The following is a 25,362-nucleotide window of genomic DNA, read 5'->3' as shown; positions in this document are numbered from 1 at the left end:
TTATCCACGTTGCAACTTATGAACCAACTCGTCATAAGTCGTATTGTTTTCTTTTAAAATTTTTTCAAGCAACTTGCTTGAAGCATCCATCCCACCGCTCTTTTCAGCCTCTAAAAGCTGCTTATAAACGCCTTCTATAAATTTTACGGCATTTTCATTCGGTCTTCTTCTTACCGAGTGATATCCCACGATATTGCCTTGAGCGTCCAAAGAGGCTGTAACGTTTGCAAAAACCCAGTAAAATCCACCATCGAAACTTTTGTTTTTTACAAAGGCGAAAATCTCTTGTTTAGCCTTAATTCTATCCCACAAAAGCTTAAAAACCACTCTTGGCATATCTGGATGACGTATGATATTGTGAGGTTTGCCAAGAAGATCTGCTGCATTTGCTCCGACTATACGTAAAAACGGCTCGTTACAATAGGTAATTTTACCCTTTGTGTCAGTCTTTGAAACGATAAATTCATTCTCTTTTACAAAGTACTGTTTTTCTGCACCCATGCTATCAAAAACTCCTTAAAATCACATCTAATAATCAGCGTATAATATAAAATTTCGAACTTTAGCAGTTTTGCGTAATTTTAATGTAAATTACCAAATAAATTCAGTCGCCGATATCTATGTATATATTGTAGAATATAAAAAATAAAATATAGATATAATTTTTAAGATTTTTATGGATATTTTTAAAATTTGTTTATATTTTTACAAAAAATATAGATTATATGATTTGCTAAAATGGATTAAGCACAGCTTGATTCTTAAGTTAAATTTAAAAAGCTTTTAAAAACTAAAATTTTTTATTAAATTTTATAGCCAAAGTTATATTGTTTAAACAAAATCCACTTATGGCTTTACCACCTTCCGCTAGCTCCTCCACCGCCAAAGCTTCCGCCACCACCGCTAAAGCCACCACCCGAAGAGCCTCTTGAGCCACCGCCACTTGAACCGCTGTAAAAACTACCTCCAAAACCGCCTTTAGATCTTCTTTTTTTGGTGCTATTCATCTTTTTAACCATAGGATAAAATAGTATAAAAAAAGCTGCAAGCAATAAAAAAGACACTAAAGCCACATCGCCTTTTAAAAAAATATCTAAAAAAGAGGATGAAAAAATACCTGCAAATGCAGACATAAAAGAAGTTAATCCAAAGTCTTTTAAAAATTTAATTTTAAAGATAACGCCTATAAAAAGCAAGACAAATCCACCAACTACCATAATACTAGTAAAGCTAAAAAAAGCATCCATCCTAGGATCCCTCACATAATCATTCCCGCTGTCTTCGTCTATGAAATCTATGATTTTAGCTACTCCGTCTAATATACCTTGTTCGAAATTTCCATCTTTAAATTTAGGAACTATTACTCTTTGTATTATCTCATGGCTTGTAGCATCCGTTAATGATCCTTCTAAACCATATCCTACTTCTATACGAATTTCTTTTTCGTTTGGAGCTACTACTAACAATACTCCGTTATCTTTATCTTTTTGTCCTATAGCCCAGTATCTACCAAGCTCAAGAGAGTACTCTTCCAGACTTCTTCCTTGAAGAGAATTTAAAGTTACTACAACAACTTGATTTGTAGTATTTGCTTCATGGTTTGCAAGAATTTTAGTTAAATTCTCTTTTACCGAACTACTTAGTATATTTGCTTCATCGACTACTCTGCCGGTAAGGTTGGGGAATGAAATTTCACTTGCAAACAAAGATAAAAAAGCAGTTAAAAGTAGTAAAATTTTCTTCATTTGTAATCTCTTAACCCTCTTTTGCTTTCTTTGGGCCAAACAAAGAATTTAAAATGCCTAAATTTACATACCTGCTTCCATCATCTCTCATTTCTACGCGCATAGTTAAAAATGAAAACACAAAAACAATGCCAAAAAAGATAAAAGACGGCAAGCCGTAAGGCAGGGCTTTCATCAAAAATACGGTTAGCATACCTGCAAGCACGGAAGACATGCCGACTTGGGTAAAAAAAGTAAGATTTGACTTATGGCTTATAATCCATAAAATCAACCCTCCAATTATCGAAATCCCAAACATAGCTATAGTAGCATCTTCATATGGATGATTTATGTAGTCATTACTCTTGTCATCATCCATAAAATCCAAAATCTTCACAACTCCAAGCTTTAAAGCGCCATCTATCCTTCCTTCTCTTAGCTTAGTCTCTATAATCTCATACGCTATCGAACCACCATTAAGCCAATCACTCTTTGTTACGATAGCTGCCCTTGAATTTGCGTAGTTTTGCAAGCTATAATCCACAACTAAAACAGCAGTCTTGTCATTGATATTCCAGTGCTTTGCAAGATTTTGACTATAGAGCGCAAGATCCTCTTCTTGCTTTAGCTGCATCACAATCACTATAAGCTTGTTGCCATACTTACTCTCATGCTCATTTATCATTCTATCAAGATCGCTTTTAGCAAATTCGCTCAACAGACCTGATTTGTCTATGACGGAACCTGAAAGCTCAGGGAAATTTCCCTCACTAAAAGCAAAGCTAAAAACAACCATTAAAGATATCAAAAACTTCTTCATAAAAACTTCCTTTTATCTTAAATCTACCATCTTCCGCTAGCTCCGCCACCGCCAAAGCTTCCGCCGCCTCCACTAACGCCACTGCCGCTACTACCTTCGCTTTCAACGAAGTATTTATAGCTATCAACTCCTTTTTCCCAGCCATATATTAATTTTTCATCAGGCGTACGCCTAATCTCTTTAAAAACATAAGGAAAAACAGCTACCATGCCGACTAAAATGGCTAATGTTTTATATATTATAGGATCTATAGGCGCACTAATGATAGCTCCCGCAAAACCTCCGACTATAATCGAACCAAAGATACTAGAGCCTACATCGCTTATAACTCTACGTCCGCTTAGCCTACCTATAAATATAAAAACGGAACAAGACGCTATCAAAAAGGCAATGACAAGCAAAACATTATCGACAAATACCTGCTCTTTTACTATATCGTTACTTGCATCTTCATCGGTAAAATCCAAAATTCTAGCAACGCCTCCTAAAATTCCCTCTTCAAAATCACCGCTTTTAAATTTCGGAACCATTACCTTTTCAATTATACTCTTGCTTATGGCGTCGGTTAGAAATCCTTCAAATCCGTATCCAACCTCTATGCGAATTTCTTTTTCGTTTGGAGCTACTAACAACAACACTCCGTTATCTTTATTTTTTTTACCTATAGCCCACTTTCTTGCAAGAGCTAAAGAGTAACTTTCTATGGAGTATTTATCAAGCGATTTTATAGTTGCGACTATGATTTGACTGCCGGTTGCTTTTTCGTGGGCTTCAAGTGTCGCAGTTAGGCTATCTTTTGTGCCTTTAGTTAGTATGTTTGCCTCATCCACAACCCTACCCGTAAGCTCCGGAAGTAAAATTTGATCTGCAAAGAGTGATATAAAAGTAAGTAAAACAAACAATATCTTTCTCATGAAACCTCCCTTTTGGGCTAAATTTACAGAGTCACTAAAATTAGCTTTCTGTAAACTTAAACTCTATTTCATAAATTTTATAGCTTTACCACCTTCCGCTAGCTCCGCCACCACCAAAGCTTCCGCCTCCGCCGCTAAAGCCGCCTCCTCTACTTCCACCGCTAAAGCCTCCACTGCTGCTACTGCCGCCAAAGCCACCGCTTTTCAAAAGTCCTCTTGGCATCTTTCTTATCTTGTCAAAGGCAAATATAAAAATTGCTATTGTAACAACCAAAGCAACAATTATCGCGATCATAGCTGAGCCGGTAAATGCAATGGCAAGAACACCGATAAAAAATCCCATCAAGCCCGATAGTAGCATAGAAGTAGCGATATCGCTAACTATCCTAAACCTCTTAATCATCCCGCCAACAAAAACCAAGATAATCGAACCTCCGACAACACCCGAAGAAAGAGTGTAGAAGATATCCTCAAGAGGATCTCCCACATAATCATTCCCGCTGTCTTCGTCTATGAAATCTATGATTTTAGCTACTCCGTCTAATATACCTTGTTCGAAATTTCCATCTTTAAATTTAGGAACTATTACTCTTTGTATTATCTCATGGCTTGTAGCATCCGTTAATGATCCTTCTAAACCATATCCTACTTCTATACGAATTTCTTTTTCGTTTGGAGCTACTACTAACAATACTCCGTTATCTTTATCTTTTTGTCCTATAGCCCAGTATCTACCAAGCTCAAGAGAGTACTCTTCCAGACTTCTTCCTTGAAGAGAATTTAAAGTTACTACAACAACTTGATTTGTAGTATTTGCTTCATGGTTTGCAAGAATTTTAGTTAAATTCTCTTTTGCCGAATTACTTAGTATATTTGCTTCATCGACTACTCTGCCGGTGAGGTTGGGGAATTTGATATCGGCAGCAAAAATAGACGCAAAAAGAAGCAAAACCGACAAGATCTTTTTCATAATAGCTCCTTTGTGTTGCTATTTAAACGAAACTTCCGGTCTGTTTTGTTCGCTCTCGCTAGCCTCAAAAGTATCTTTCAGCTTAGCCTCGGGATGAAAAATTTGAGCCACAAATTTTCCGGGGAAAGTTCTAAGAGCTAGGTTATACTCCTTAACCGAAGCTATATAATCCTTCCTTGCAACGGAGATACGATTTTCAGTGCCTTCAAGCTGAGACTGAAGAGCTAGAAAATTTTGATCGGCTTTTAGCTGCGGATAGTTTTCACTCACTGCCATAAGTCTTGATAAGGCGCCCCCAAGATGTCTTTGAGCCTCCATAAACTCTCTTATCTTTGCAGGATCGCTAGCATCGTTTGCATTGATAGTTATCTGAGAAACCTTGCTTCTAGCCTCGGTAACTTCTGCAAATACGCTCTTTTCATGAGCCGCATATCCTTGCACCGTGCTAACTAAATTCGGTATCAGATCAGCACGCCTCTTATACTGGTTTTGCACCTGCGACCACTTTTCTTTGGTTGTCTCGTCAAGTGTCGGAACTTGATTGTAATATTTTAAGAAAATTCCTCCAAAAATCGCAACTACGACTAAAAGTCCTGCCAATCCTTTCATCTTAAACCTTTCTTGGTGATTTTATTTTATTTTTTGCTCCATTGATATAAAAACACTCTAAATACTAACTACCAATGATTTTAAAAATTCGCCAACTCATCGCAGCCTGTTTTATTTCCCAAATCGCAACCTAACTTAAAGTATTTTTTAGCTTCAGCCTCATTTTTTTCAATTAAACCACCTTTTAAATACAAAAACCCTAGTCCCGTGCAGCCTGCGGCAAGTTTATATTCGCAAGACTTTTCAAAATACTCAACCGCCTTAGGATCCTTTTGAGCCGCATACGCAAAGCCTAAATTTCTGCATGCTTCGCCGTTTCCGCCATCGCAAGCCGCCGCCATAAAATCAGGACTATTAATGACCTTACAAGAGTCTTTGGATTTACCGCTTGCGCAAGCCTTGCTAATAAAATTATAAGCTTTTAGTATATCTTTTTCCCCGTATTGATCGTCTTTATATATAATCCCTAAAACCAAGCAATCTTGAGGCCTTTCGCCTTCGCAAAGCGGTTCTAAAATTTTAATGGCTTTTTCCACATCTTGGCTTACGCCCTTACCCTCTTTATAAGAATATGCCAAATTTCGGCAAGATAGTCCGTGATTTTTCTTGCAACCTTGCTCCCATAGTTCAAAGCTTTTTTTGTAATCATTAGCGCCGTAATAAAAACTAGCAAGATCGCTACAACCGTTTAAATCGCCAAGATCACAAGACTTTTGCGCAAAAAATTTCTCTTTGCTTATTTTGTAAGCCTTATTGCATGCTACGGAGTCGCCGCCTTCACACGCGGTTACGTACCTGGAAAAATCAGATCCCTCCTGAATTTGTCCTCCGCCACTATCCTTTCCGACTTTAGAGCAACAATCGCTTCTGCCTGTTTTGTCGCAGCATTTTTGATAGGCTTGTTGAGCTAAAGACTGATCTTTTTTTACTTTTCCGCCAAAGCCGAATTCATAAATTTTGCCCGCCTCATAGCAAGCCAAATCGTTATTTTTATTAAAACAACTGGCGTGAAAAAACTGAATCGCACTTACCATGTCGCCTTTATTTCTTGCATTAACTCCGTTAGCGTAATCTTGTCCTGCAGAGACAAAAGAAAGACAAGAAGCCGACATAAGCATAGCTAAAACCAAATTTTTCATACTATCCTCCTTGGATGTTTTGTTGATAATACAAACAAAAACGCTACTAAATAGATTTAAAACAGATTTGTAATCACTTATTTTATGCACTAACTATATTAAATAAATACTAAAAAGATAAATAATTATTTTTTAATATCTAACTTAATAAATTTTGTCTATTTTGATTATACTACTTTTTTCTTTAAGGCTTATGTTTAATAAATACGGTTTGTACAGGAAATGGATAAATGATAATTTTTGAAACATGATATCAATTTATTGATTTGATATATTCATTAGTAGGCAGCAAATTTAGCATTATATACAAGATAAATGCAAGTATATTTTAAGATATGTATATGGATGTAGTTATTTTAAGACTAGGTAATTTGCGACAATATCACCTAGTCTTATTTTTAAGTTAAATTTGAGCTTTTATCTCGCTTGCCCATTTATCTATACGTTTTTCGTATTCTTTGTCGCCCTTTGTATCAAGCACGAGCCCGATAAATTTACCGTTTATAAATGCAGATGAGTAATCAAATTTATATCCGTCCTTATCTCTTGCGCCAAGCAATGCGGCTCCTTTTACAAAAGGCAAAAACTCAACTATCCCGCCACAGAAGTTATCGCCGTGGCGCTCTTGATTGCCAACTCCTATTAAAGCTACTTTTTTACCTTTTAAATTTGCCTCTTTTAGCAAATTTAGCTTTGCCTTCCAATCCTCATGAAGCTCGCCAAATCCATAACTTGAGCTTGCTAATACTAAAAGATCAAAGCCCTCAAACTCACTTGCCTGTGCCACGTCTTTAACCGCTTTAGCTTCGCCGCCTAGTTTAGCTGCCACATACTCGCACGCTTTTTGCGTATCGCCCTTGCCTGTTGCGTAAAATATTCCTATCATTTTCGTATCTCCTTTGCATATTTTATACCTAATTCATAAGCTTTTGTATTAGCCTCATGCACCTTTGGCGGCACCTTTGAGAGCATAACTTCGCGCACTAAATTTGCATCCATACACCCGCTCATCTCGACCGCCACACCAAGCGCAACTACGCTTTGAGTTATGACGTTTCCGACCTCGTCTTTTGCGATAGTGATGATGGGAATTTCATAAATTTGCCACCTTTTTCTATCCTCATCGCTTGCGTGAACCAAATTTGGCTCTATGACGATGATACCGCCGTTTTTAACACCCTCTTTAAATAGCTCAAAGCTTACCTGAGCCGTCGCAAGCATAAATTCTATCTCGCCTTCGTTTGCATAAGGATATAAAATTTCATCCTCGCTAAGCAAGATATCAACCTTCGTCGGCCCTCCTCTAACCTGCGATGTGTAAGTAGAAGCCTTAACCCCGTATCCGCCCTCTTCTATCTTGGCTGCGGCTAGAATTTCACCCGCTAGTATAACACCTTGACCGCCCACACCTACAAATCTAAGCTGTCTTTTCATATCATCGCTCCAAAGTCGATTTTCTCTCCACTCTTAGCCGCTTTTATCACCTGATCGTAGGCTTTGGTATACTCGGTTTTGGTTGTGTCTTGATGCAAAATTCCAAGTGGGAATTTACCCTTTTGCTCATCCTCGCTAAGAGTATCAAATTTCGTTTTGCTTACACAAAGCGACTCAATCCAGTCAAGTGTTTGCACGGCTTGAGCCATCTTGTTTTTTCTGCCTAAATTTATATGACAGTTTGAAAACACGTCAAAGAAGCTATATCCGTCATGAGCAAAGCCTTCGGCTAAAATTTTCTCTAGCTTTGTAGCTTCTATAACGTTTTGCCTAGCTACAAATGTCGCTCCTGCAGCGATTGCAAGCTTACAGGCATCAAAGCTTGGATCGATGTTTCCATGCTGAGCCGTCACCGTCCACATTCCGCGCGGAGTGGTTGGGCTGGTTTGGGAGTTTGTAAGCCCGTAGATAAAGTTGTTTATAAGGATATGGTTTAAGTTGATATTGCGCCTACAGCCGTGTATAGTGTGGTTGCCGCCTATAGCAAGCCCGTCTCCGTCACCGGTTACTACGATCACGTGTTTGTTTGGATTTGCAAGTTTTATACCTGTTGCGTAGGCTATCGCGCGTCCATGTGTCGTATGAACGGTGTTGCAGTTCATATATGAGCTAAATCGTCCGGAGCAGCCGATACCTGAAACCACGCAGACATCATCCATATCCCAGCCGAGCTTATCTATAGCGCGAATGACCGCTTTAAGTATCACTCCGTCACCGCATCCCCAGCACCAAAGGGTCGGCATCTTGTCTATTCTTAGATATTTATCGTAGTTAAATGCCATCTTAAAACTCCCTTATCTTGGCGATGATCTCTTGCGGGCTGATCGGTCGTCCGTTTGCTTTGTGAAGTGTTTTAAAGCTCTCTTTGAGCGTTGCTTTTTGAATTTCACCAGTATATTGACCTAAATTTAGCTCACAGATTAAAATTTTCTCAAATTTTGTACTGATATTTTTTAGCTTTTCTTTTGCTACCGGAAATAACGTAATAGGCTTAAACAGCCCTACTTTCAAGCCTTCTTTGCGTAAAATTTCAACCGCCTCCTTGGCAGCTCTTGCCACGCTTCCGTAAGCTATGATGCAAATTTCAGCGTCATCTAGTCTATACTCCTCAAAAGAGTCTATCTTGTCGGTGTGAGCATTTATCTTGTTAAACAGCCTATTGATGTTGTATTCTACTATCTTGCCGTCTTCTGTAGGAAAGCCCGTTTCACCGTGATGAAGCCCCGTGATATGATATCTGTAGCCTTTAAAAAATTTATTCAAAGTCGCCGGCTCATCGCTTGCGGCTTTGTAGGGCTTATACTCGCTTGCCTTGCCTTCAAACTGCTTTCTATTATAAATTTCAAGCTCGCTAAGTTCAGGCAAAATTGCCTTAGCGTGCATGTGCCCTATCGTCTCATCAAGCAGCAAAAACACAGGCGTCATGAAACGCTCAGCTAGGTTAAAGGCGCGAATAGTCTCAGTGTAGCACTCCTCTAAGCTTGCAGGAGCGATAACTATGCTGTTTATATCGCCGTGGCTCGGGTTTTTTGCCTGCAAGATATCGCCTTGTGATACGCGTGTAGGAAGTCCTGTGCTTGGTCCTCCGCGCATTACGTTTACGATCACGAGCGGAATTTCGGCGATAAATCCAAGCCCTATCTGCTCGGCCTTAAGCGAGATCCCGGGTCCCGAGCTTGCCGTCATAGCCTTAGCTCCGCTCATAGCAGCTCCAAGAGCTACTGAAATTCCCGCTATCTCATCTTCCATTTGGATAAATTTGCCGCCGTTTTTTGGCAAAAGAACGCTTAGCTCGTGAGCTATCTCGCTTGAAGGAGTTATCGGATAGCCGCCAAAAAAGTTACATCCCGCATCTATCGCAGCTAGGGCAACGAGCTCATTTCCACTTGATATGATCTCTCTCATATTAGGCTCCTAGCTTTTCGTAGCGGTTGGCTTTTACGGCTTGGGCCCTAGCCTTACTCTCCGCGCTAAGTTTAGCAAATTTAAAGCCCTTATCGGCTACATAAATCGCAAAATCAGGACAGTGAAGCTCGCAATCCCTACAGCCTATACAGGCCTCTTCGTGCACTACCTCTATCATCTTGCCAAGCACGGCACTTGGCTCCAGCCTCATGCCAAGCACACCTGCAGGACAATAACTAACGCATATATCACAGGCTTTACAGCGAGTCGTATCAACCCAAACTGCAACACCCTCTTTTATCAACATCTGTTTTCCTTGCTTAAAATTTCTAAATTCAGCAATTTTATATAATCTTACTTAAATTTAAGATTTCAAAAAATAGATAAAATTTATTTTAGTTTTTATTTAAGTAGCGAATATATCCGGTCCGCTTTAAATTTTGATTATCTCTTTAAATTTCGCCCCTATATCAGTAGGAGTATCCACGACAAACACACCTGCTTCTCTAAGTGCTTTCATCTTATACTCCGCACTTCCTTCTATGCCGTTTATAATAGCTCCTGCATGACCCATTTTACGCCCTTTTGGAGCGGAATTTCCTGCGATAAAGGCAACTATCGGCTTTGAAATTTTCTCTTTTATCATCTTGCAGGCTTTTACTTCAAGATCTCCGCCGATTTCTCCTATTAAAAGTATCGCTTTGGTATCATCATCATTTTCAAAAAGCTCTAAAAGCTCCTCGTAAGCCATGCCTATAACGGCATCTCCACCTATACCCACGGCGGTTGAAATTCCAAAGCCCGCTTTGATGATCTCATTTGCACCTTCGTAGGTTAATGTGCCTGATTTAGATATAATGCCGATGTTTGTTTGAGCTCGCTTAAAGACAGAGCTTGGCATGATACCCAGCTTACACTCGTTTGAGCTTATAATACCAGGGCAGTTTGGTCCGATGATACGCATTCCTTTTTTGATCGCATAAGCTTTAGCGTGAAGCATATCAAGCACAGGCACATGCTCGGTGATGACTACGGCTAGCTTTATGCCGGCGTCCGCAGCTTCGATTACAGCGTCTTTTGCAAAGGCGCTTGGCACAAAGACTAAGCTAGTATCGGCTTTTGTGGCATTTACGGCTTGCTCTACCGTGTCAAAAACGGGCAAATTTAGATGAATTTGCCCTCCTTTAAAAGGAGTTACTCCGCCTAAAATTTGAGTGCCGTACTCTAAGCAGCTTTGAGAGTGAAATGTCCCTTCTTTGCCTGTAAAGCCCTGCACGATAACTTTCGTGTTTTTATCTATTAATATGCTCATATTAAATCTTTTTCGTTTGCGAATTTAACGGCCAATCTTGCGCCATCAAGCAAATTTTCAACTACATGCAAATTCTTTAACTCCGCACTTTTTAGCATATCCATAGCCTCGGTCGAATTTGTCCCTTGAAGTCTGATTACGATAGGGGTTTTTAGCTCAAATTCTTTAGCCGCTTCTAAAATTCCGCCGGCAATCCTATCGCACCTTACGATACCGCCAAAGATATTTACAAATATCGATTTTACATTTTTATCGCGAAGTATTATCTCAAAGGCTTTTGCCACGCTTGCAGGGTTTGCCGAACCGCCTACGTCTAAGAAATTTGCACTCTTTCCGCCTGCGTTTTGGATGATGTCCATAGTAGCCATAGCAAGCCCGGCACCATTTACTATGCAGCCTACATTGCCTTCTAACTTGACGTAGTTAAGCCTGCTTTTTTTGGCTTCAAGCTCACTTGGCTCCTCTTCATCGTCATCTTTAAGGGCTAAAATTTCGCTATGCCTAAAAACGGCGCTGTAATCAAAGCTCATCTTCGCATCAAGCGCGTAAAATTCATCCTTAGAAGTTAAAACCAAAGGATTTATCTCTATCAAATTCGCATCTTTGCTTATATAAATTTGATAAAGCTTTTTTAAAATTTCGCTAAATTTTAGGCTTAACTCCTTGCTAAATCCAAAAAATCCTATCAAATTTAAGATATGAAAGTCGCGCAGTCCGATCTGCGGATCTACATTTACTTTTTTGATTAGCTCGGGATGATCCTTGGCGGTCTCTTCTATACTCATTCCGCCCTCTTTTGAGGCGATTATGCTTATGTTTTCCTCTTTTCTGTCAAAGGCGAGGCTTAGATAAATTTCTTTGCTTATATCAAGTGCTTCCTCAATATAAATTTTTCTAACGACCTTACCATCTTTTGAGGTTTGGGGAGTTATGAGGCTCATGCCAAGCATATCTTTTGCGATACTTTCAACTTCGCTTAGGCTTTTAGCTATCTTTACGCCACCGCCAAGACCCCGACCACCTGCGTGAATTTGGGCTTTAATGACGAATTTATCCCCATTTAGCTTTTTTGCGGCTTGCAATGCCTCATCGCTTGAGTAAGCGAGCTTGCCGCCCGCTACGTTTATGCCAAATTCCTTTAAAATAGCTTTTGCTTGATATTCGTGGATGTTCATTTTACTTAGAAAAATTTACTTTGGATAAGAAATTCTATATTTTTCTTAATATCATCTTGGCTTTTTTGCACAGCCTCTTTTTCGTTTTGGCTAAGCTCTTTTATCTCTTTGATTCCGTCTTTACCAAGCTTTACTCGCCTGCCGCAAGTTAAATTTTCATCCAAGACCACACAGCAGCTTAGCCACTCATCACACTCTTTAACTATCGCCTCACACATCTTGGCCACCGCAGCTCCCGGTGCATAATACGCCGATGTGCCAAGCAGTTTTACTATCTTAGCCCCACCTGTTTTTGCCTCATGAGCCACTTCGTTAAAGCTTGCTTCGTCTAAATTTACGCTGACATTTTCTTTCAAAACTAGCATATCGTCGTTGTGAGAGCCGATAATATGAGCATTAAACTCTGAATTTTTAAGTCCTGTTTTTTGACCTATTTCAAATTTAAGCCTTGCCGAGTCAAGTTCGCCAGCCATACCGATAATGCGCTTTTTATCAAAACCGCTTACTTTGTAAACAACGAAATTTAGCACGTCAAGCGGGTTTGTTACCGTTATGATTATCGCATTTGGTGCAAATTTTACGATATTTTCAACGCTACTTTTTACGATGCCTGCGTTTTTAAGAAGCAGATCTTCTCTAGTCTGACCCTCTTTTCTAGGGCTTCCTGCGGTGATTACCACTATATCGCTATCTTTTAAAAGCAAAAAATCATCTCCGCCATTAACCTTTACATCGATACCGAAAACAGCCGCGCTTTGAGCAAGATCTATAGCCTTAGCCGCTGCAACGTTACCAAATATATCAACAAGTGCGATTTCGTCCGCAACTTCTCTTAAAACCAGTGCGCTAGCTACGCTTGCACCGACATTTCCCGCTCCGATAACTGAAATTTTCATTTAAACCTCTCTTATGATTTGATTTAGTGTATTACTTGGTCTCATGGCGATTTGCGCCAGTTTATCATCAAATTTATAATACCCGCCGATATCCATCTTAGCGCCTTGCACTTCTAAAAGCTCTTTGTTTATAACACTTTCGTTTTCTTTTAGCGCATTGGCCAAATTTTGAAATTTACCAGCGAGTTTGCCGCCGTTTTGCGCAAGCTCATCCGCCCAGTAAAGCGCAAGATAAAAATGGCTCGTGCGATTATCGGGCTCTCCCGCTTTTTTAAGCGGAGCTCGATTTTCTTTAAGCCATTTTGCAACGGCTTGATTTAAAGTAAGCGATAAAATTCTTGCATTTTCATTGTTTTTTGTATTTGCCAGATGCTCTAAGCTTGCAATTAGCGCTAAAAATTCGCCTAAACTATCCCATCTTAGGTGATTTTCCTCAAAAAACTGCTCGGCTATCTTTGGAGCAGACCCGCCCGCTCCCGTCTCAAACACGCCTCCGCCTTTTAAAAGCGGCACCACGGAGAGCATCTTAGCGCTCGTTCCAAGCTCAAGTATAGGGAAAAGATCGGTTAGATAATCTCTTAGCACATTGCCTGTTACGCTTATGCAGTCTTTGCCTTGGCGGATTATATCAAGCGTCTTTTTGCAAGCCGCTTCCGGACTTAAAATTTCTATATCAAGGCCTTTTAGATCGCTTGAGTTTAAAATTTCTCTTACTTTTTTAAGAATTTCTTTATCATGGGCACGATTTTCATCAAGCCAAAAAATAGCCTTGGAATTTGTGATTTTAGCCCTATTTAAAGCAAGCTCAACCCAATTTTTTATCGCGTCGTCTTTTGTCTGCGTCATGCGAAATATATCGCCGTTTTGAACTTCAAATTTAAATATAACTTCACCGCTTGAACTTAAAACCTCTATAACTCCATCTTCATTCATTATAAAAGTCTTATCGTGACTTCCGTACTCCTCGGCTTTCTTTGCCATAAGACCGACGTTTGCCACACTTCCTATCTTGCTTGGATCAAGCGCGCCGTTAGTCTTAAAATCCTCAATCACGCTCTCATAAACTCTTGCATAAGTTTGATCGGGTATCACCGCTTTAGCCTCTTTTAGCAAGCCGTTTTTATCCCACATCTTGCCCGAGTTTCTTATCATCACGGGTATTGAAGCGTCAATTATCACATCGCTTGGCACATGCAAATTCGTAATGCCAAGATCTGAATTTACCATAGCTAAACTAGGCTGCTTGGCATAAATTTCATCAAATTTAGCCAAAATTTTCTCTTGCACTTTTTTATCAAGAGTAGCGATCTTTTCAAAAAGCTCTTTTAAACCGTTGTTTTGATTTATCTTAAGAGCTTTAAACTCGTCTTTAAATTCCTCAAACGCTTCATCAAAAAACTCGCGCACAAAATGACCAAATATCACAGGATCACTTACCTTCATCATGGTGGCTTTTAGATGCACCGAAAACAAAAGCTCTTTTGAGTTCGCATCTGAAATTTGCTCTTTGATAAATTCTTTAAGGGCGTTTACACTCATAAAAGTAGCGTCTATAACTTCATCTTTTTGGACTTTAAGATCATCTTTAAGCACTCTTTTTTCGCCGTTTTTATTTGTAAATTCAACCCTTAAAACGTCATCTTTTTTGCTAGTGTATGATTTTTCGTTCGAATAAAAATCCCCCTTGCTCATATAGCTTGCTTCGCTTTTATTATCCTTGTTCCAAGATCCCATTTTATGCGGATTTGCCTTGGCGTATTCTTTTACTGCGGGGATTGATCTTCTATCTGAATTTCCTTGACGCAAAACGGGATTAACCGCGCTTCCTAGCACTTTTTGATATCTTTGCTTAGCTATCTTTTCTTCATCGTTTTTAGGCTCCTCTACATAAAGAGGGATATCGTATCCTTTGGCTCTAAGCTCGTTTATAGCGGCATTTAGTTGCGGGATACTTGCGGAAATATTTGGAAGTTTTATAATGTTGGCAAATTTATCATCGGTCATCTTGCTTAAAATTTCAAGATAATCCTCGCTTCTTTGCTCGGGCTTTAGCTTATCGCTAAAAGCTGCAATTATACGTCCTGCAAGCGATATATCAACGCTTTTTATACTGATGTCTGCTTTGTTTAAAAAATTTTCTAAAATCGCAAGCAAAGAGTAGCTAGCAAGCGCAGGCGCTTCATCGGTCTTGGTCCAAATAATATCGCTCATATTTAGCCTTTATAAATTTTGGATTATATTAGCAAATTTAACGTAAATTTCGGCATAAATTCACTTTTGGGATTTTATATGCTCATTGTGTTCGGCGTAAGTTTTGCTAAATTTATGTTTCATCGTCTTTTTGTCGCGCACGAAGTATAGATACTCCGAATTTTCAGGATTTATCGCGGCTTTTATCGCAGTAGTTGAAACCGTGCAAATTGGGCTTGGCGGAAGCCCCTCGTGCAAATAAGTGTTAAATTTACTCTTATCCTCTCTGATGCGCTTTGGGGTTACTGTTTCGTGTGAAAAAAGCCCGTAGTTTAAAGTCCCGTCCATCTGTAGCTTCATGCCTTTTTTAAGGCGGTTTTGTATAACCGAGCTTACAAGAGGCATTTCGCTCTCATCGGCTGCTTCTTTTTGGATAACCGAAGCGGTGATTAAAATTTCTTGCCATTTTTGCTCGTCATATGAGCCTAAAAGCTTTTTGGAGAGATTTTCATGAGACGCTTTAGACTCTCTTAAAAGATGCTCGATAAGCTGATTTTCATTTATGCCGATAGGAATTTTATAAGTTTCAGGCACCAAAAACCCGTCGGCAAGAGGAGCTGATGAGCTATAAATCTCATTTAAAATTCGCTCGTTTAAATTTAGCTTTACGGCAAGATCTTTTAAAAATATAGCCGTAGTTTCGCCCGGTATCAAAGTAATCTCGCTCATAGCGGCTTTTGCGGTGGTTAGTTTATGCAAAAAATCAAATTTAGCAAGCTTGCCCTCTCCCACATCTATCCAGCCTGATTGCGGATGTCCTATATAGGCTAAGATATGCTTATCCAGCGCTGTTACGTTAAAATTTTTAGACTTTAGATATGTTATAATTTCGCCTACACTGCCTTTTGGTAAGAAAATAACCTCGCTTGTTGCAACGGGTCTTGCAAGATAGAGAAGAAAACTTAGGGAAAAAATGAATATTATCTCGCATATTATGAAAAAAATTTGGCATATTTTAGCCTTCATCATCATATTTTTAACCATCCTTATAGCTACGTTAAAGCATGGAATCAACGTAGAAAAAATTGATCTTGGCGAATTTAAAGCCGAACAATTATATATAAAACTTGATAAAAAACTAATTCTAAGAGCTAGAAATATAGAAATTCCAAAGACCAGCAAAGAAGATAGCTCAAACGATAGCTTGCTTAGAGTAACGGATAATATAGGCTGGATAGACATGCTCTTTAAAGAGGTATTGCTTGAGAGGATTAAACTCGATAACAACGAATTTACAATCCTCTTTTTTGAAAACGCATTTCACATCGACACGGCTTATCTAACGCTTGATACGACATTTACTCCTCAGCCGAACGGACTTAATATCGATGTTTATTGGCTTGCTTTTAAAGACTTTAATGTAAATCTAACAGGCAATGCAAACGCGGATATAAAAAACAATATTTATGATTTTAACGGTACATTTTCAAGCCACGAGCTAAACGGCAAAGCAAACATAAAACTTAAAGATGAGATGCTAAACTACACCATAAGCGACATAAACGCAAGCAGTCTAAAGGGCTTCATGGACGAGCTTGGCGCAAAGCTTGAGCTTAATAAAGACGTGAAAAATTGGATATACGGATATGTGACTGCGGATAACTACTTCGTGCAAGATTTAAGCGGTAAATTTGACCTAAAAACCGAGAATTTTTACTTAAAAGAGCTTAAGGCAAACGGTGTTTCTAAAAACGTAAAAGCCAAATTTGATGCCAAACTCCCGCCTGCTACGGTAGAAGAAGTAAAAGTTGAGCTTAAAAACGAAACTCTGAAATTTAGCCTTAAAAATCCAAAATGGCAGGGTAAAAATTTAAACGGCACAAGCCTTGAAATTTATAAAATTTTTGATGAAAAGGGTGCGGGACTGCTGCTTGATCTAAAGGCAAGTGCAGCATTTGATAAGCAGGTAAATTCCATCCTAAAAGCGTATCATATAGATATACCTATCGAGCAAAAAAGCGGTAAGGCAGAGGGAAGACTCAAGCTTGATCTGAATTTTGATAAGCTTGATATGAAGATAGATGGCAAATTTAACACCAAAGATAGTGTCATAGATATCGCAGGAGCGAAATTTAACGTAAAAAACGCCGACATAAATATATCAAACGATAAGGTTTTAGTAAATGCCGCCGATAGCGGAATGGACTTTTTTAACGCGGATATAAAAGTAGATGTGGATATAGCTAAGCAAAATGCCGATATAAGCGGCAATATAAAGAAATTTGATCTAAATATAGACGGCAATGAGATAGTCAAATTCGGTAATTTGCCGTTAAAAGCTAAGCTTGATTTTAGCAAAAAAGATGTCACTCTTGATATAGAAGATCCTAAAGTAAATTTGGTGTTTGGCAATGAAAACAAGATAACTATAAACAACCTAAAAGATGTCATCAACCACTCCCCCCTGCTTAAAGATATAGGCATAAAGGACGGAAATTTCACACTTGTTGCAAAGGATTTTGAAAATATAGATTTGAGTTTAAAAGATGCTAAATTTAGCCTGCCTTTAGCTGAAAAAGACGGGAGTGATTATGACAGCGATAGCTTTGATATCAAAATTTCAAAGAATATAATATCGGGCAAGAGCGCTACGGACCGGCTTAAATTCAGAGTAAAAGACGGCAAGACTTTTGTGGATATCAAGGATTTGGATTTTGAGCTTAAGAGCGATGATAACAATCAAAGCAAGGATATAAATATCGAATTTAGCGGTATAAAATCATCAATTATGATATATGATATAAATAGAACGATGGATTTTTTAAGCTATAACGGAAGCGTGGATAAAGATAGCCTGAAGCTTGAAGCAAAGCCTTCCAGCGGCACTTTAAGCCTTAGTAAAACGGCTGATAAATTCGATATGTCAGCAAATGATATTAGCGGAGAATTTGTAAATTCTCTAATAGGCAAAAACAGCTTTGAAAAAGGAAATTTCAAACTTAGAATTTTAGGAACAAGCACGGATGACTTTAAAGGTGAAGTAAGATTGCACGGCGCAAATTTAAGCGACTATACATTTTACAACAGGCTTTTAACCTTCTTAAATTCGGTTCCGTCGCTGATTATCTTTAAGACACCGGACTTTACGGAAAAGGGCTTTCCTATCAAATTCGGCAAAATTTTATTCCAGAAAAAAGGAAATTTGATAGAGTTCGTAGCGATTGATCTAGAAAGCTCAAGTGCCGATATAGCAGGTCGCGGCACTATAGACTTAGCTACTAAAAATATCGATATAGACTTGGAATTAAAGCTTTTAAAAGACGCAAGCTCCATAATCGGCTCAATCCCTATCGTAAATCAAATCATCTTAGGCAAGGATAGAAGCATATCTACGGTCATAAAGGTTCGAGGAACGCTTGATGATCCAAAATATTCCACTCAAGTGCTTGCAGATACGCTTATGTCGCCGTTTAATATCATCAAAAACGTGCTTGAGGCTCCGTTTTTAATATTTGAATAATCAAGGCAAAAGATGGGTTTAGAGATCGTTACGATTAGCTTTGCCGCGCTTTTGTCCGCCCTGCTTACGCTATTTTCGGGCTTTGGACTTGGCACGCTTCTTATGCCCGTTATGGCGATATTTTTTCCCGTTGATGTAGCTATTGCGATCACTGCGACGGTGCATTTTGCAAACAATATCTTTAAAGGCGCGCTCTTTGCGGGAGAATTTAATAAAAATATTTTAATCAAATTTGGAATTCCTGCAATGATTTTTGCTTTTATAGGAGCTTTTTGTCTTAATCTTTTAAGCTCGGCGCATACTCTTTTTAACTATGAAATTTTTGGTAAACAGATAGAGGTTGAAAGCATAAAATTTATCATAGGCACGCTCATACTGCTCTTTGTGATAGTTGAAATTTCGCCTAAATTTAAACAGATGAAATTTGAGCCTAAATTTCTGCCGTTAGGCGGAGCTTTAAGCGGATTTTTTGGTGGACTTTCAGGACATCAAGGCGCTTTTAGAAGTATGTTTTTGATAAAGTGTGGCATGAGCAAGAGCGAATTTATAGCGACAGGCGTTTTTATAGCCATTATGGTTGATATATCTCGCCTTATCGTTTATGGGCTAAATTTCCATACTCAAGCCATAAATGCAAATTTGTCTCTAGTTCTTACCGCTACACTTTGTGCTTTTATGGGCTCTTTTGCAGGTGCCAAGCTTATCAAAAAAGTAACCATAGAAAAGATAAAATTTCTGATATCTTTACTTCTTGTGATAATAGCTACTTTGATGATGAGCGGAGTTTTATAGTTTCTTATGATCCTTAAACGGCAAAATAAGTCTATGAGGTTGCTTTAAAATTTCTAAAAACAGCTTCTTTGCAAAGCTAAAAAAGTTGCCTATATAAGTATCTCTTGAGACAAGGGATACTTTTAAAGCGATTACGAAGCTAACGACTAGATTAACAAGCCCTATTGATAAAACGCAGCATAGATAGTATAAAAACTCATAAGTAGAAATTCCTAAATGTGTAGATGAGTATCCCAAATATGCGCTTGAAAATGCCACGTGAGCGATATCCAAAGGCAGCTTAATCAAATACCCGACAAACGGCGTAATGCCAAGAAGTACACCGAAGATAAAATTTCCCATAATAGCTCCGTGATGGTCGTGTAAATAGTAAGAAATTTTCTCTCTGGTGTTTTCTTTGAACAACTTCTTAAATAAAGGATGATGAAAATACCTCTGCTTTAGCTGCAGACAATCGGCTCTATTGTCAAAATATCCTGCGATAAGCCCCGAGCAAAACAGCCAAATTCCGGCTATCGCAGCGTATAAAAGCGGCGCCAGAGGCTCTAAATTCTTAAGATAATATCCCGCTTCATCGTTATTTAAAATTACCCCGCCCCTGTTTATTGCAAAGCAGCTTATAGCAAAAGAGATCAAAAGAGCTAAAGCGACATTACCCATTACCGAGGCGAACTGAGATCTTGCAACCTTAAATATAAGCTCTATAAGCCTATTTTGATTTGCTTTGTTATCATCATCTCTTTCAACCTCTTGCGCAAAGGTTGATGCCGTCATAGCAGGCTGCTTGGTTGCTACGGTAAATCCGATAAGATGGATAAAAACAAATCCCAAGCCGTAATTTAAGCTTGAAAGAATAGTTTGTGTCCCTATCGAAAAATCAGCTTGCACGATTTTGATCTTCAAAAGCGCCATAAAAGCTATAATGATACCTGCGCCTGCGGAGGTTAAAAACATCTTTATATACTCTTTTACGCTATCTGCGATATAGTGTTCTCCGTGCTCGCCTATGTTGTTTGTGATGCTTTTAGCGATGATGCGACTGCTTTGTTTATAAGCTTCGGTGAGAGAATTTTTAGTAGCGTTTTTCCTAACGGCTTCTTTAAAAAGTCGCACAAGAGTAAGGTGAGCCTCTTTGGTATCAAATTTTTTAATAAGCTCTATTGCATCTCTTATTCTTGTTAATATCTGCTTTAAGCGCTCCAGCTTATAAGCTCCGTGAAGCGATATACCAAGGCTTACCGATTTTTTCTTAAGATCGGCTATCTGTCTTTCGCATTGATTAAAAAGCACTTCTAAGTGCTTAATATCAAGAGTCGTAGAGTGTATATCAAGTCGGTCTTTTTGATTTTTATGAACAAATTTGCTTATATCTCTTTGAAGCGCTATAAACGCAGAATCTCTATTTAAAAGAGTTTTATCAAGCCTTACGAAGCTATCGTCAAATTCTTGCGCGGCTATCCATACGGACATCATCTCTGTGGCATACAAAAGCTCGTGAAAAAAGTGAATTTTAACCTGATGTATGTGAATGGAATTTGAAAACAGAGTCGCAAAAAACCTTTCCCAAATTTCATCATCTATCTTTTGCACCCAGACATAGTCGTCTTTTTTGTTGAACAAAGTGGCAAATATATGCCTAAGTTCGCCGTTATCAGGAGGACTTGGTAGGAATTTATTATAAAAGCGCTCCTTTATCTCATAAGCAAATCCGTTTTTAGACAAGATCCCAAAACTGCTTATATTTGTAGAAATTTTCAGCTTTATAAAAAACAAATTTATATCGTTGCTGATATCAACGCTCTCTTTGCTTTTATTATTAAAAAATTCGACAAGCATATCAATAGCAATCAAGCACTCCTGTGTCTCATCGCTACTTTTCGGTCTTATAAAATCAACCATAGCGCTTAATCTGCTTATGATATCTGTGTCATTTTTTGTTATTGTCTTTAAAAGATTGCTAAATTTATCCCTAATTTCTTGTCTTATCAAATATCGCCCTTTAATTTTATATCACACCAAGCTATCTCATCTCAAGTCGCATGAGATACATCTCTTCGCCGTCAATTACCTTTAAATTTTGTCCTTGGCAATTTGGGCAGGTAAAGTCGTTTTCGCTAAGCTCACCGCTAAATTCGCACTCGGTACACTCAACAACGACATTTTGAAGGTTTATTATAAGCTCGGCGTTTGCGCAAATAGTTTCGTTTTTATAGACATCAAAGGCGCTTTCAAGATAGTGCGGCTCCACTCCGCTTAAGCGCCCTACTTTTATCTCGATTTTAGTGATCTCTTTTGCGCCCTGCTTAGCTGCGTTTTGCTCACAAAGAGATACTAGGCTTTGAACTATACTTAACTCATGCATCTTAAATCCTAAATTTAGCAGATTCTAGGCAGTAGCTCGCCTTTAGGAGCTTCTAAAAATCTCTTTGAGCCGTAAGCGTTTTGAAGTATCACTCGTCCTTTATCGGAGCTTAAAATTTCTCCTATCGAGTTTGCGTTTGCATCAAATTTGCGTAAAATTTCAAGCGCTTTTTGCTCGTCTTTTTCATCAACCGCAAGCACAAAGGTTCCTTCGTTTGCAAGCTCGTAAGGCTCAAATCCAAACAGCTCGCACACACCCGTTACTTCATCGCTTACTTTTATGTTTTCTTCTTTTATAAATATATCAAGCCCGCTATCTTTCGCCCATTCGTTTAATGCAGCGCAAAGCCCTCCTCTAGTCGCGTCTCGCATGCACAAAGGCCTAATTCCTGCCTCAAAAAGCGCCTCAACAACACCCGCTAGGCTCTTGCAATCACTCTTAAGCTCGCCCTCAAGACTAAGTTCTTCTCTGCTTGCAAGTATCACAGCTCCGTGTCTGCCTATATCGCCTGAAAGCAAAATTTTAGCTCTGGCTCTTAAATTTTTAAGCTCGCAAGGCTGAGCTATCATCTCGCCGATTCCTGAAGTGTTTATAAAAATTTTATCGCATTTACCGCGCGGAACTACTTTTGTATCGCCGCATACTACATTTGCACCGCTTTGTTTTGCGGTGATAGCAAGCGAGGTTAAAATTTGCTCAAGCTCGCTTAAGCTAAACCCCTCTTCTATGATAAGCGAGCAGCTAAGATATTTGGCTTTTGCGCCAACCATGGCAAGGTCGTTTATCGTCCCGCAAGCTGCGATCTTACCGATATCTCCGCCGTTAAAAAATATCGGAGTAACGACAAAACTATCGGTGCTAAATGCTATCTTTTTACTAGCTTTTTTATCATCAGCCCCGCTTAATTCTTTTGGCTCTTTTAAAAAATCCTCGCTCGTAAAGCCTAACGGATCTAAAATCGCGCTATCGTTGCTTGAGCTTAAAATTTCATTATCAAAAATTTTAAAAATCAGATCGTTTATAAGAGAATTCATCTCCTCGCCGCCACCTCCGTGGCTTAGCATTATCTTATCCATTTTTATATCCTAAATTTAATATCACACGCAAATCTTTTCGCTTGATAAATTAATTTGCAAATCAATCTAAACGCAAATTTATGATATACATCAGATATTGCAGTTTGCGTGTATTTCAGCCTAAATTCTATAAATTTAATGCAAAAGCTTTTAAATCGCAGCTCTTTAAGCCGTTATGCCGCCGTATTTATAATATGCCGCGCAAGCTCCTTCGCTTGAAACCATACACGACCCTACCGGGCTTTTTGGAGTGCAAGCCTTGCCAAAAATTTTACACTCAAACGGCTTAGCTCGCCCACGCAAAATTTCAGGGCATATACAGGCTTTGCTCTCTTTTTTGCTCTCAACAAAGCAGTCAAATTTAACTCTAGCGTCAAGATAGCTAAACTCATCTCTTAGCTTCATACCGCTATTTGCGATATTGCCAAGCCCTCTCCACTCAAAATCGCAAGGCTCAAAATAGCGATTTATAAGCTCTTTTGCCTTTAAATTTCCATCTTTACTTACCACGCGAGCGTATTCGTTGTAAATTTCATGCGTGCTTTTATTTTGCTGACGAACCAAATTCAGTATGCTATCCATTATATCAAGCGGCTCAAATCCGCTAACGGCAATGGGCTTTTTATACACGCTTGCTATTTCTTCATAAATCCCCCAGCCCGTGATAACGCTTACGTGACTTGGTCCTAAAAATGCGTCAATCCTTACGTCTTTATCTTCAAGTATGGTTTTAACGGGTGCTGGAACGGTGATGTGGTTGATATGAAAAAACAGGTTTTTAATACCAAGCTCAACTGTTTTTTGAACCAAATTTGCACTCATGGGCGTAGTGGTTTCAAATCCGATAGCAAAAAATATCACGTTTTTATCAGGGTTTTGCGTAGCTATTTTAATGCAATCAAGCGGAGAATAAAGCGCTCTTATATCGCTTCCTTCGCTGCGAAGCTTTTGTAGGCTGGTGTAAGAGCCCGGCACTCTAAGCATATCCGCAAGCGTGCAAAGTATCACGTCAGAGCGCGATGCAAGCTTTATGGCTTCATCTATACGACTTTTTGGCATGACGCAAACGGGACAGCCCGGACCGTGGATGAAATTTATATGCTCGCCCACAAGCTGAGAAAGCCCGAATTTCATGATACTATGGGTGTGTCCGCCGCAAATTTCCATTATATTTAGCGGCTCAACGCTCTCTTTTTTAATCAAATTCGAAAGCGCTAAGATGAGATTTTTATCTCTAAATTCGTTTATGAGGTTCAAATTTTATCTCTCATATCGCTTAGTCCCATATCGCCCTCTTCCTCGTCTATCTCGCCTGAAGCCATATCAGCTGCTATCTGGCGGTAAATTTCAAGGCTTTCTAGCGCGTATTTGGTGTCGATTTTTTCCATTGCGTATCCAACATGGATAAGCACATATTCGCCAATTTCCACGGGCTCGCCGATGAGATCAAGGCTAACGCGTCTTTGCACGCCTAAGGTCTCAACCAAAGCGACGTTATTTTCATCTACTTCAAGCACTTTTGAAGGGATAGACAGGCACATTATCTAAGCTCCTTTTTAAGCTCAAGATATTTAAGCCACTTCTCTACACCCTCGCCCGTTTTTGAGTCAAGCTCGATGATATCGACCTTTGGATTTAGCTTTCTAGCTTCTGTTATCACTTTTTTAACGTCAAAGTCAAAGTGTGGTAAAAGCGAAGTTTTGGTTATGATCACAAGATCCGCCGAGCGAAACATCACAGGGTATTTCGATACCTTATCGCTTCCTTCAGGTACCGAAAGAAGCACGACGTTAAAGTGAGAGCCTACGTCATAGCTTGCCGGACAGACTAAATTTCCAACGTTTTCTACAAATACCAGATCAAGATCGTTTAACGGCAAGTGATGAAGCCCCTCATGCACCATAAAGGCATCCAAGTGACAGGATTGTCCGGTGGTTATCTGATGAGCTTTTGCTCCTGCAGCTATTATACGATCGGCATCTTGGTTGGTTTCAAGATCGCCTTCGACTACACCTATCTTAAATTTACCGCTTTTTATGGTCGCTTCAAGCAAGGTGGTTTTACCAGCTCCGGGACTGCTCATCAAATTTACGCACAAAATTCCGTGTTCGTCAAGATGAGCTCTGTTGTGCGCTGCTTCTTTATCATTTTGAGATAAAATTTTCGTAATTACCTCGACTGTTTTGCTGTCGTTTAGCACAGGATGGGCATGCTCGTGGTGATGTTCATGACCTGATCCGTGTCCGTGTTCGCCTTCATGATCGTGAGAATGAGCATGAGTAGTGCCGTCTGAATGAGTATGCATATGCTCGTGTGCGTGGCTATGCTCATGATTTGAACCATGACCGTGATCTTTAGCGTGATCATGCAAGTGAGAATGACTCGTACCGTCAGCATGAGTATGGGCATGAGTGTGTCCGCTAAGCGAACATCCGCAATCTTTACACATTTTATTTCCTTTGTT

General features: G+C 39.2%; 25 protein-coding genes. 2 read left to right on the top strand and 23 right to left on the bottom strand.

Annotated elements, in window-relative coordinates:
* The 17 genes from ACHJH3_RS08165 to mltG all read right to left on the bottom strand — a co-directional run bounded on the left by ACHJH3_RS08165 (position 1) and on the right by mltG (position 16,192).
* On the bottom strand, positions 1 to 501 hold the full coding sequence (locus ACHJH3_RS08165; protein WP_407064396.1) for a PAS domain-containing protein: 501 nt from the start codon (positions 499 to 501) through the stop codon (positions 1 to 3).
* A gap of 353 nt (positions 502 to 854) precedes the next feature.
* On the bottom strand, positions 855 to 1,745 hold the full coding sequence (locus tag ACHJH3_RS08160; protein WP_407064395.1) for a TPM domain-containing protein: 891 nt from the start codon (positions 1,743 to 1,745) through the stop codon (positions 855 to 857).
* A 10-nt stretch (positions 1,746 to 1,755) separates the two neighbouring features.
* Positions 1,756 to 2,544 (bottom strand): TPM domain-containing protein, encoded by a 789-nt coding sequence (locus ACHJH3_RS08155; RefSeq protein WP_407064394.1) that lies wholly within the window; start codon positions 2,542 to 2,544, stop codon positions 1,756 to 1,758.
* Between the two features lie 23 nt (positions 2,545 to 2,567).
* Complete coding sequence (locus ACHJH3_RS08150; protein ID WP_407064393.1) at positions 2,568 to 3,458, bottom strand: TPM domain-containing protein; 891 nt, start codon at positions 3,456 to 3,458, stop codon at positions 2,568 to 2,570.
* An 85-nt stretch (positions 3,459 to 3,543) separates the two neighbouring features.
* Positions 3,544 to 4,428: a TPM domain-containing protein gene (locus ACHJH3_RS08145; RefSeq protein WP_407064392.1), complete on the bottom strand. Its 885-nt coding sequence runs from the start codon at positions 4,426 to 4,428 to the stop codon at positions 3,544 to 3,546.
* Between the two features lie 18 nt (positions 4,429 to 4,446).
* Positions 4,447 to 5,037 (bottom strand): LemA family protein, encoded by a 591-nt coding sequence (locus ACHJH3_RS08140; RefSeq protein WP_407064391.1) that lies wholly within the window; start codon positions 5,035 to 5,037, stop codon positions 4,447 to 4,449.
* An 80-nt stretch (positions 5,038 to 5,117) separates the two neighbouring features.
* Positions 5,118 to 6,176: a tetratricopeptide repeat protein gene (locus tag ACHJH3_RS08135; protein ID WP_407064390.1), complete on the bottom strand. Its 1,059-nt coding sequence runs from the start codon at positions 6,174 to 6,176 to the stop codon at positions 5,118 to 5,120.
* Positions 6,177 to 6,579: 403 nt separating this feature from the next.
* The gene (locus ACHJH3_RS08130) at positions 6,580 to 7,062 is read right to left on the bottom strand and encodes a flavodoxin domain-containing protein (protein WP_407064389.1); all 483 of its coding nucleotides are present in this window, start codon (positions 7,060 to 7,062) and stop codon (positions 6,580 to 6,582) included.
* Positions 7,059 to 7,610, bottom strand: a complete 552-nt coding sequence (locus tag ACHJH3_RS08125) for a 2-oxoacid:acceptor oxidoreductase family protein (RefSeq protein WP_407064388.1) — start codon at positions 7,608 to 7,610, stop codon at positions 7,059 to 7,061. The genes ACHJH3_RS08130 and ACHJH3_RS08125 overlap by 4 nt, the downstream gene beginning before the upstream one ends.
* A complete protein-coding gene (locus ACHJH3_RS08120; RefSeq protein ID WP_407064387.1) occupies positions 7,607 to 8,452 on the bottom strand; it encodes a 2-oxoglutarate ferredoxin oxidoreductase subunit beta in 846 nt (281 codons plus the stop codon). Before ACHJH3_RS08120 ends, ACHJH3_RS08125 begins: the two co-directional genes overlap by 4 nt.
* A gap of 1 nt (position 8,453) precedes the next feature.
* Positions 8,454 to 9,575, bottom strand: coding sequence for a 2-oxoglutarate synthase subunit alpha (locus ACHJH3_RS08115; RefSeq protein ID WP_407064386.1), 1,122 nt, complete (start codon positions 9,573 to 9,575; stop codon positions 8,454 to 8,456).
* Between the two features lies 1 nt (position 9,576).
* The gene (locus ACHJH3_RS08110) at positions 9,577 to 9,882 is read right to left on the bottom strand and encodes a 4Fe-4S binding protein (RefSeq protein WP_173031066.1); all 306 of its coding nucleotides are present in this window, start codon (positions 9,880 to 9,882) and stop codon (positions 9,577 to 9,579) included.
* Between the two features lie 126 nt (positions 9,883 to 10,008).
* Entirely contained in the window at positions 10,009 to 10,887 is an 879-nt protein-coding gene (sucD, locus tag ACHJH3_RS08105) for a succinate--CoA ligase subunit alpha (protein ID WP_407064385.1), read from the bottom strand.
* Positions 10,884 to 12,062, bottom strand: coding sequence for an ADP-forming succinate--CoA ligase subunit beta (gene sucC, locus ACHJH3_RS08100; protein WP_407064384.1), 1,179 nt, complete (start codon positions 12,060 to 12,062; stop codon positions 10,884 to 10,886). Before sucC ends, sucD begins: the two co-directional genes overlap by 4 nt.
* A gap of 5 nt (positions 12,063 to 12,067) precedes the next feature.
* Positions 12,068 to 12,958: a lactate/malate family dehydrogenase gene (locus tag ACHJH3_RS08095; RefSeq protein ID WP_407064383.1), complete on the bottom strand. Its 891-nt coding sequence runs from the start codon at positions 12,956 to 12,958 to the stop codon at positions 12,068 to 12,070.
* Positions 12,959 to 15,169, bottom strand: a complete 2,211-nt coding sequence (locus ACHJH3_RS08090; protein WP_407064382.1) for an NADP-dependent isocitrate dehydrogenase — start codon at positions 15,167 to 15,169, stop codon at positions 12,959 to 12,961. It abuts the gene before it with no gap.
* A gap of 60 nt (positions 15,170 to 15,229) precedes the next feature.
* Entirely contained in the window at positions 15,230 to 16,192 is a 963-nt protein-coding gene (gene mltG, locus ACHJH3_RS08085; RefSeq protein WP_407064381.1) for an endolytic transglycosylase MltG, read from the bottom strand.
* Between mltG and ACHJH3_RS08080 the strand changes: the two genes are divergently transcribed.
* Positions 16,122 to 18,668, top strand: coding sequence for a YhdP family protein (locus ACHJH3_RS08080; RefSeq protein ID WP_407064380.1), 2,547 nt, complete (start codon positions 16,122 to 16,124; stop codon positions 18,666 to 18,668). The genes mltG and ACHJH3_RS08080 overlap by 71 nt on opposite strands.
* Positions 18,669 to 18,680: 12 nt before the next feature.
* Positions 18,681 to 19,460: a TSUP family transporter gene (locus tag ACHJH3_RS08075; protein ID WP_407064379.1), complete on the top strand. Its 780-nt coding sequence runs from the start codon at positions 18,681 to 18,683 to the stop codon at positions 19,458 to 19,460.
* On the opposite strand, the gene ACHJH3_RS08070 is transcribed toward ACHJH3_RS08075, so the two are convergent.
* From ACHJH3_RS08070 to hypB, 6 genes are all read right to left on the bottom strand, one after another.
* Positions 19,455 to 21,449: a hypothetical protein gene (locus ACHJH3_RS08070; RefSeq protein ID WP_407064378.1), complete on the bottom strand. Its 1,995-nt coding sequence runs from the start codon at positions 21,447 to 21,449 to the stop codon at positions 19,455 to 19,457. The genes ACHJH3_RS08075 and ACHJH3_RS08070 overlap by 6 nt on opposite strands.
* A gap of 31 nt (positions 21,450 to 21,480) precedes the next feature.
* The gene (gene hypA / locus ACHJH3_RS08065) at positions 21,481 to 21,822 is read right to left on the bottom strand and encodes a hydrogenase maturation nickel metallochaperone HypA (protein ID WP_407064377.1); all 342 of its coding nucleotides are present in this window, start codon (positions 21,820 to 21,822) and stop codon (positions 21,481 to 21,483) included.
* Positions 21,823 to 21,836: 14 nt separating this feature from the next.
* Positions 21,837 to 22,898 (bottom strand): hydrogenase expression/formation protein HypE, encoded by a 1,062-nt coding sequence (gene hypE / locus ACHJH3_RS08060; protein WP_407064376.1) that lies wholly within the window; start codon positions 22,896 to 22,898, stop codon positions 21,837 to 21,839.
* A gap of 165 nt (positions 22,899 to 23,063) precedes the next feature.
* Positions 23,064 to 24,155 (bottom strand): hydrogenase formation protein HypD, encoded by a 1,092-nt coding sequence (hypD, locus tag ACHJH3_RS08055; protein WP_407064375.1) that lies wholly within the window; start codon positions 24,153 to 24,155, stop codon positions 23,064 to 23,066.
* Positions 24,152 to 24,439 (bottom strand): HypC/HybG/HupF family hydrogenase formation chaperone, encoded by a 288-nt coding sequence (locus ACHJH3_RS08050; RefSeq protein ID WP_407064374.1) that lies wholly within the window; start codon positions 24,437 to 24,439, stop codon positions 24,152 to 24,154. The genes hypD and ACHJH3_RS08050 overlap by 4 nt, the downstream gene beginning before the upstream one ends.
* Complete coding sequence (hypB, locus tag ACHJH3_RS08045) at positions 24,439 to 25,347, bottom strand: hydrogenase nickel incorporation protein HypB (RefSeq protein ID WP_407064373.1); 909 nt, start codon at positions 25,345 to 25,347, stop codon at positions 24,439 to 24,441. The genes ACHJH3_RS08050 and hypB overlap by 1 nt, the downstream gene beginning before the upstream one ends.
* Between the last annotated feature and the right edge of the window lie 15 nt (positions 25,348 to 25,362).

It is taken from the genome of Campylobacter canis (assembly GCF_045504005.1).
GTDB classification, from domain to species: domain Bacteria; phylum Campylobacterota; class Campylobacteria; order Campylobacterales; family Campylobacteraceae; genus Campylobacter_A; species Campylobacter_A canis.
Note: the sequence above shows the minus strand (reverse complement) of the source record. Positions and strands in the feature narration are given on the sequence as shown.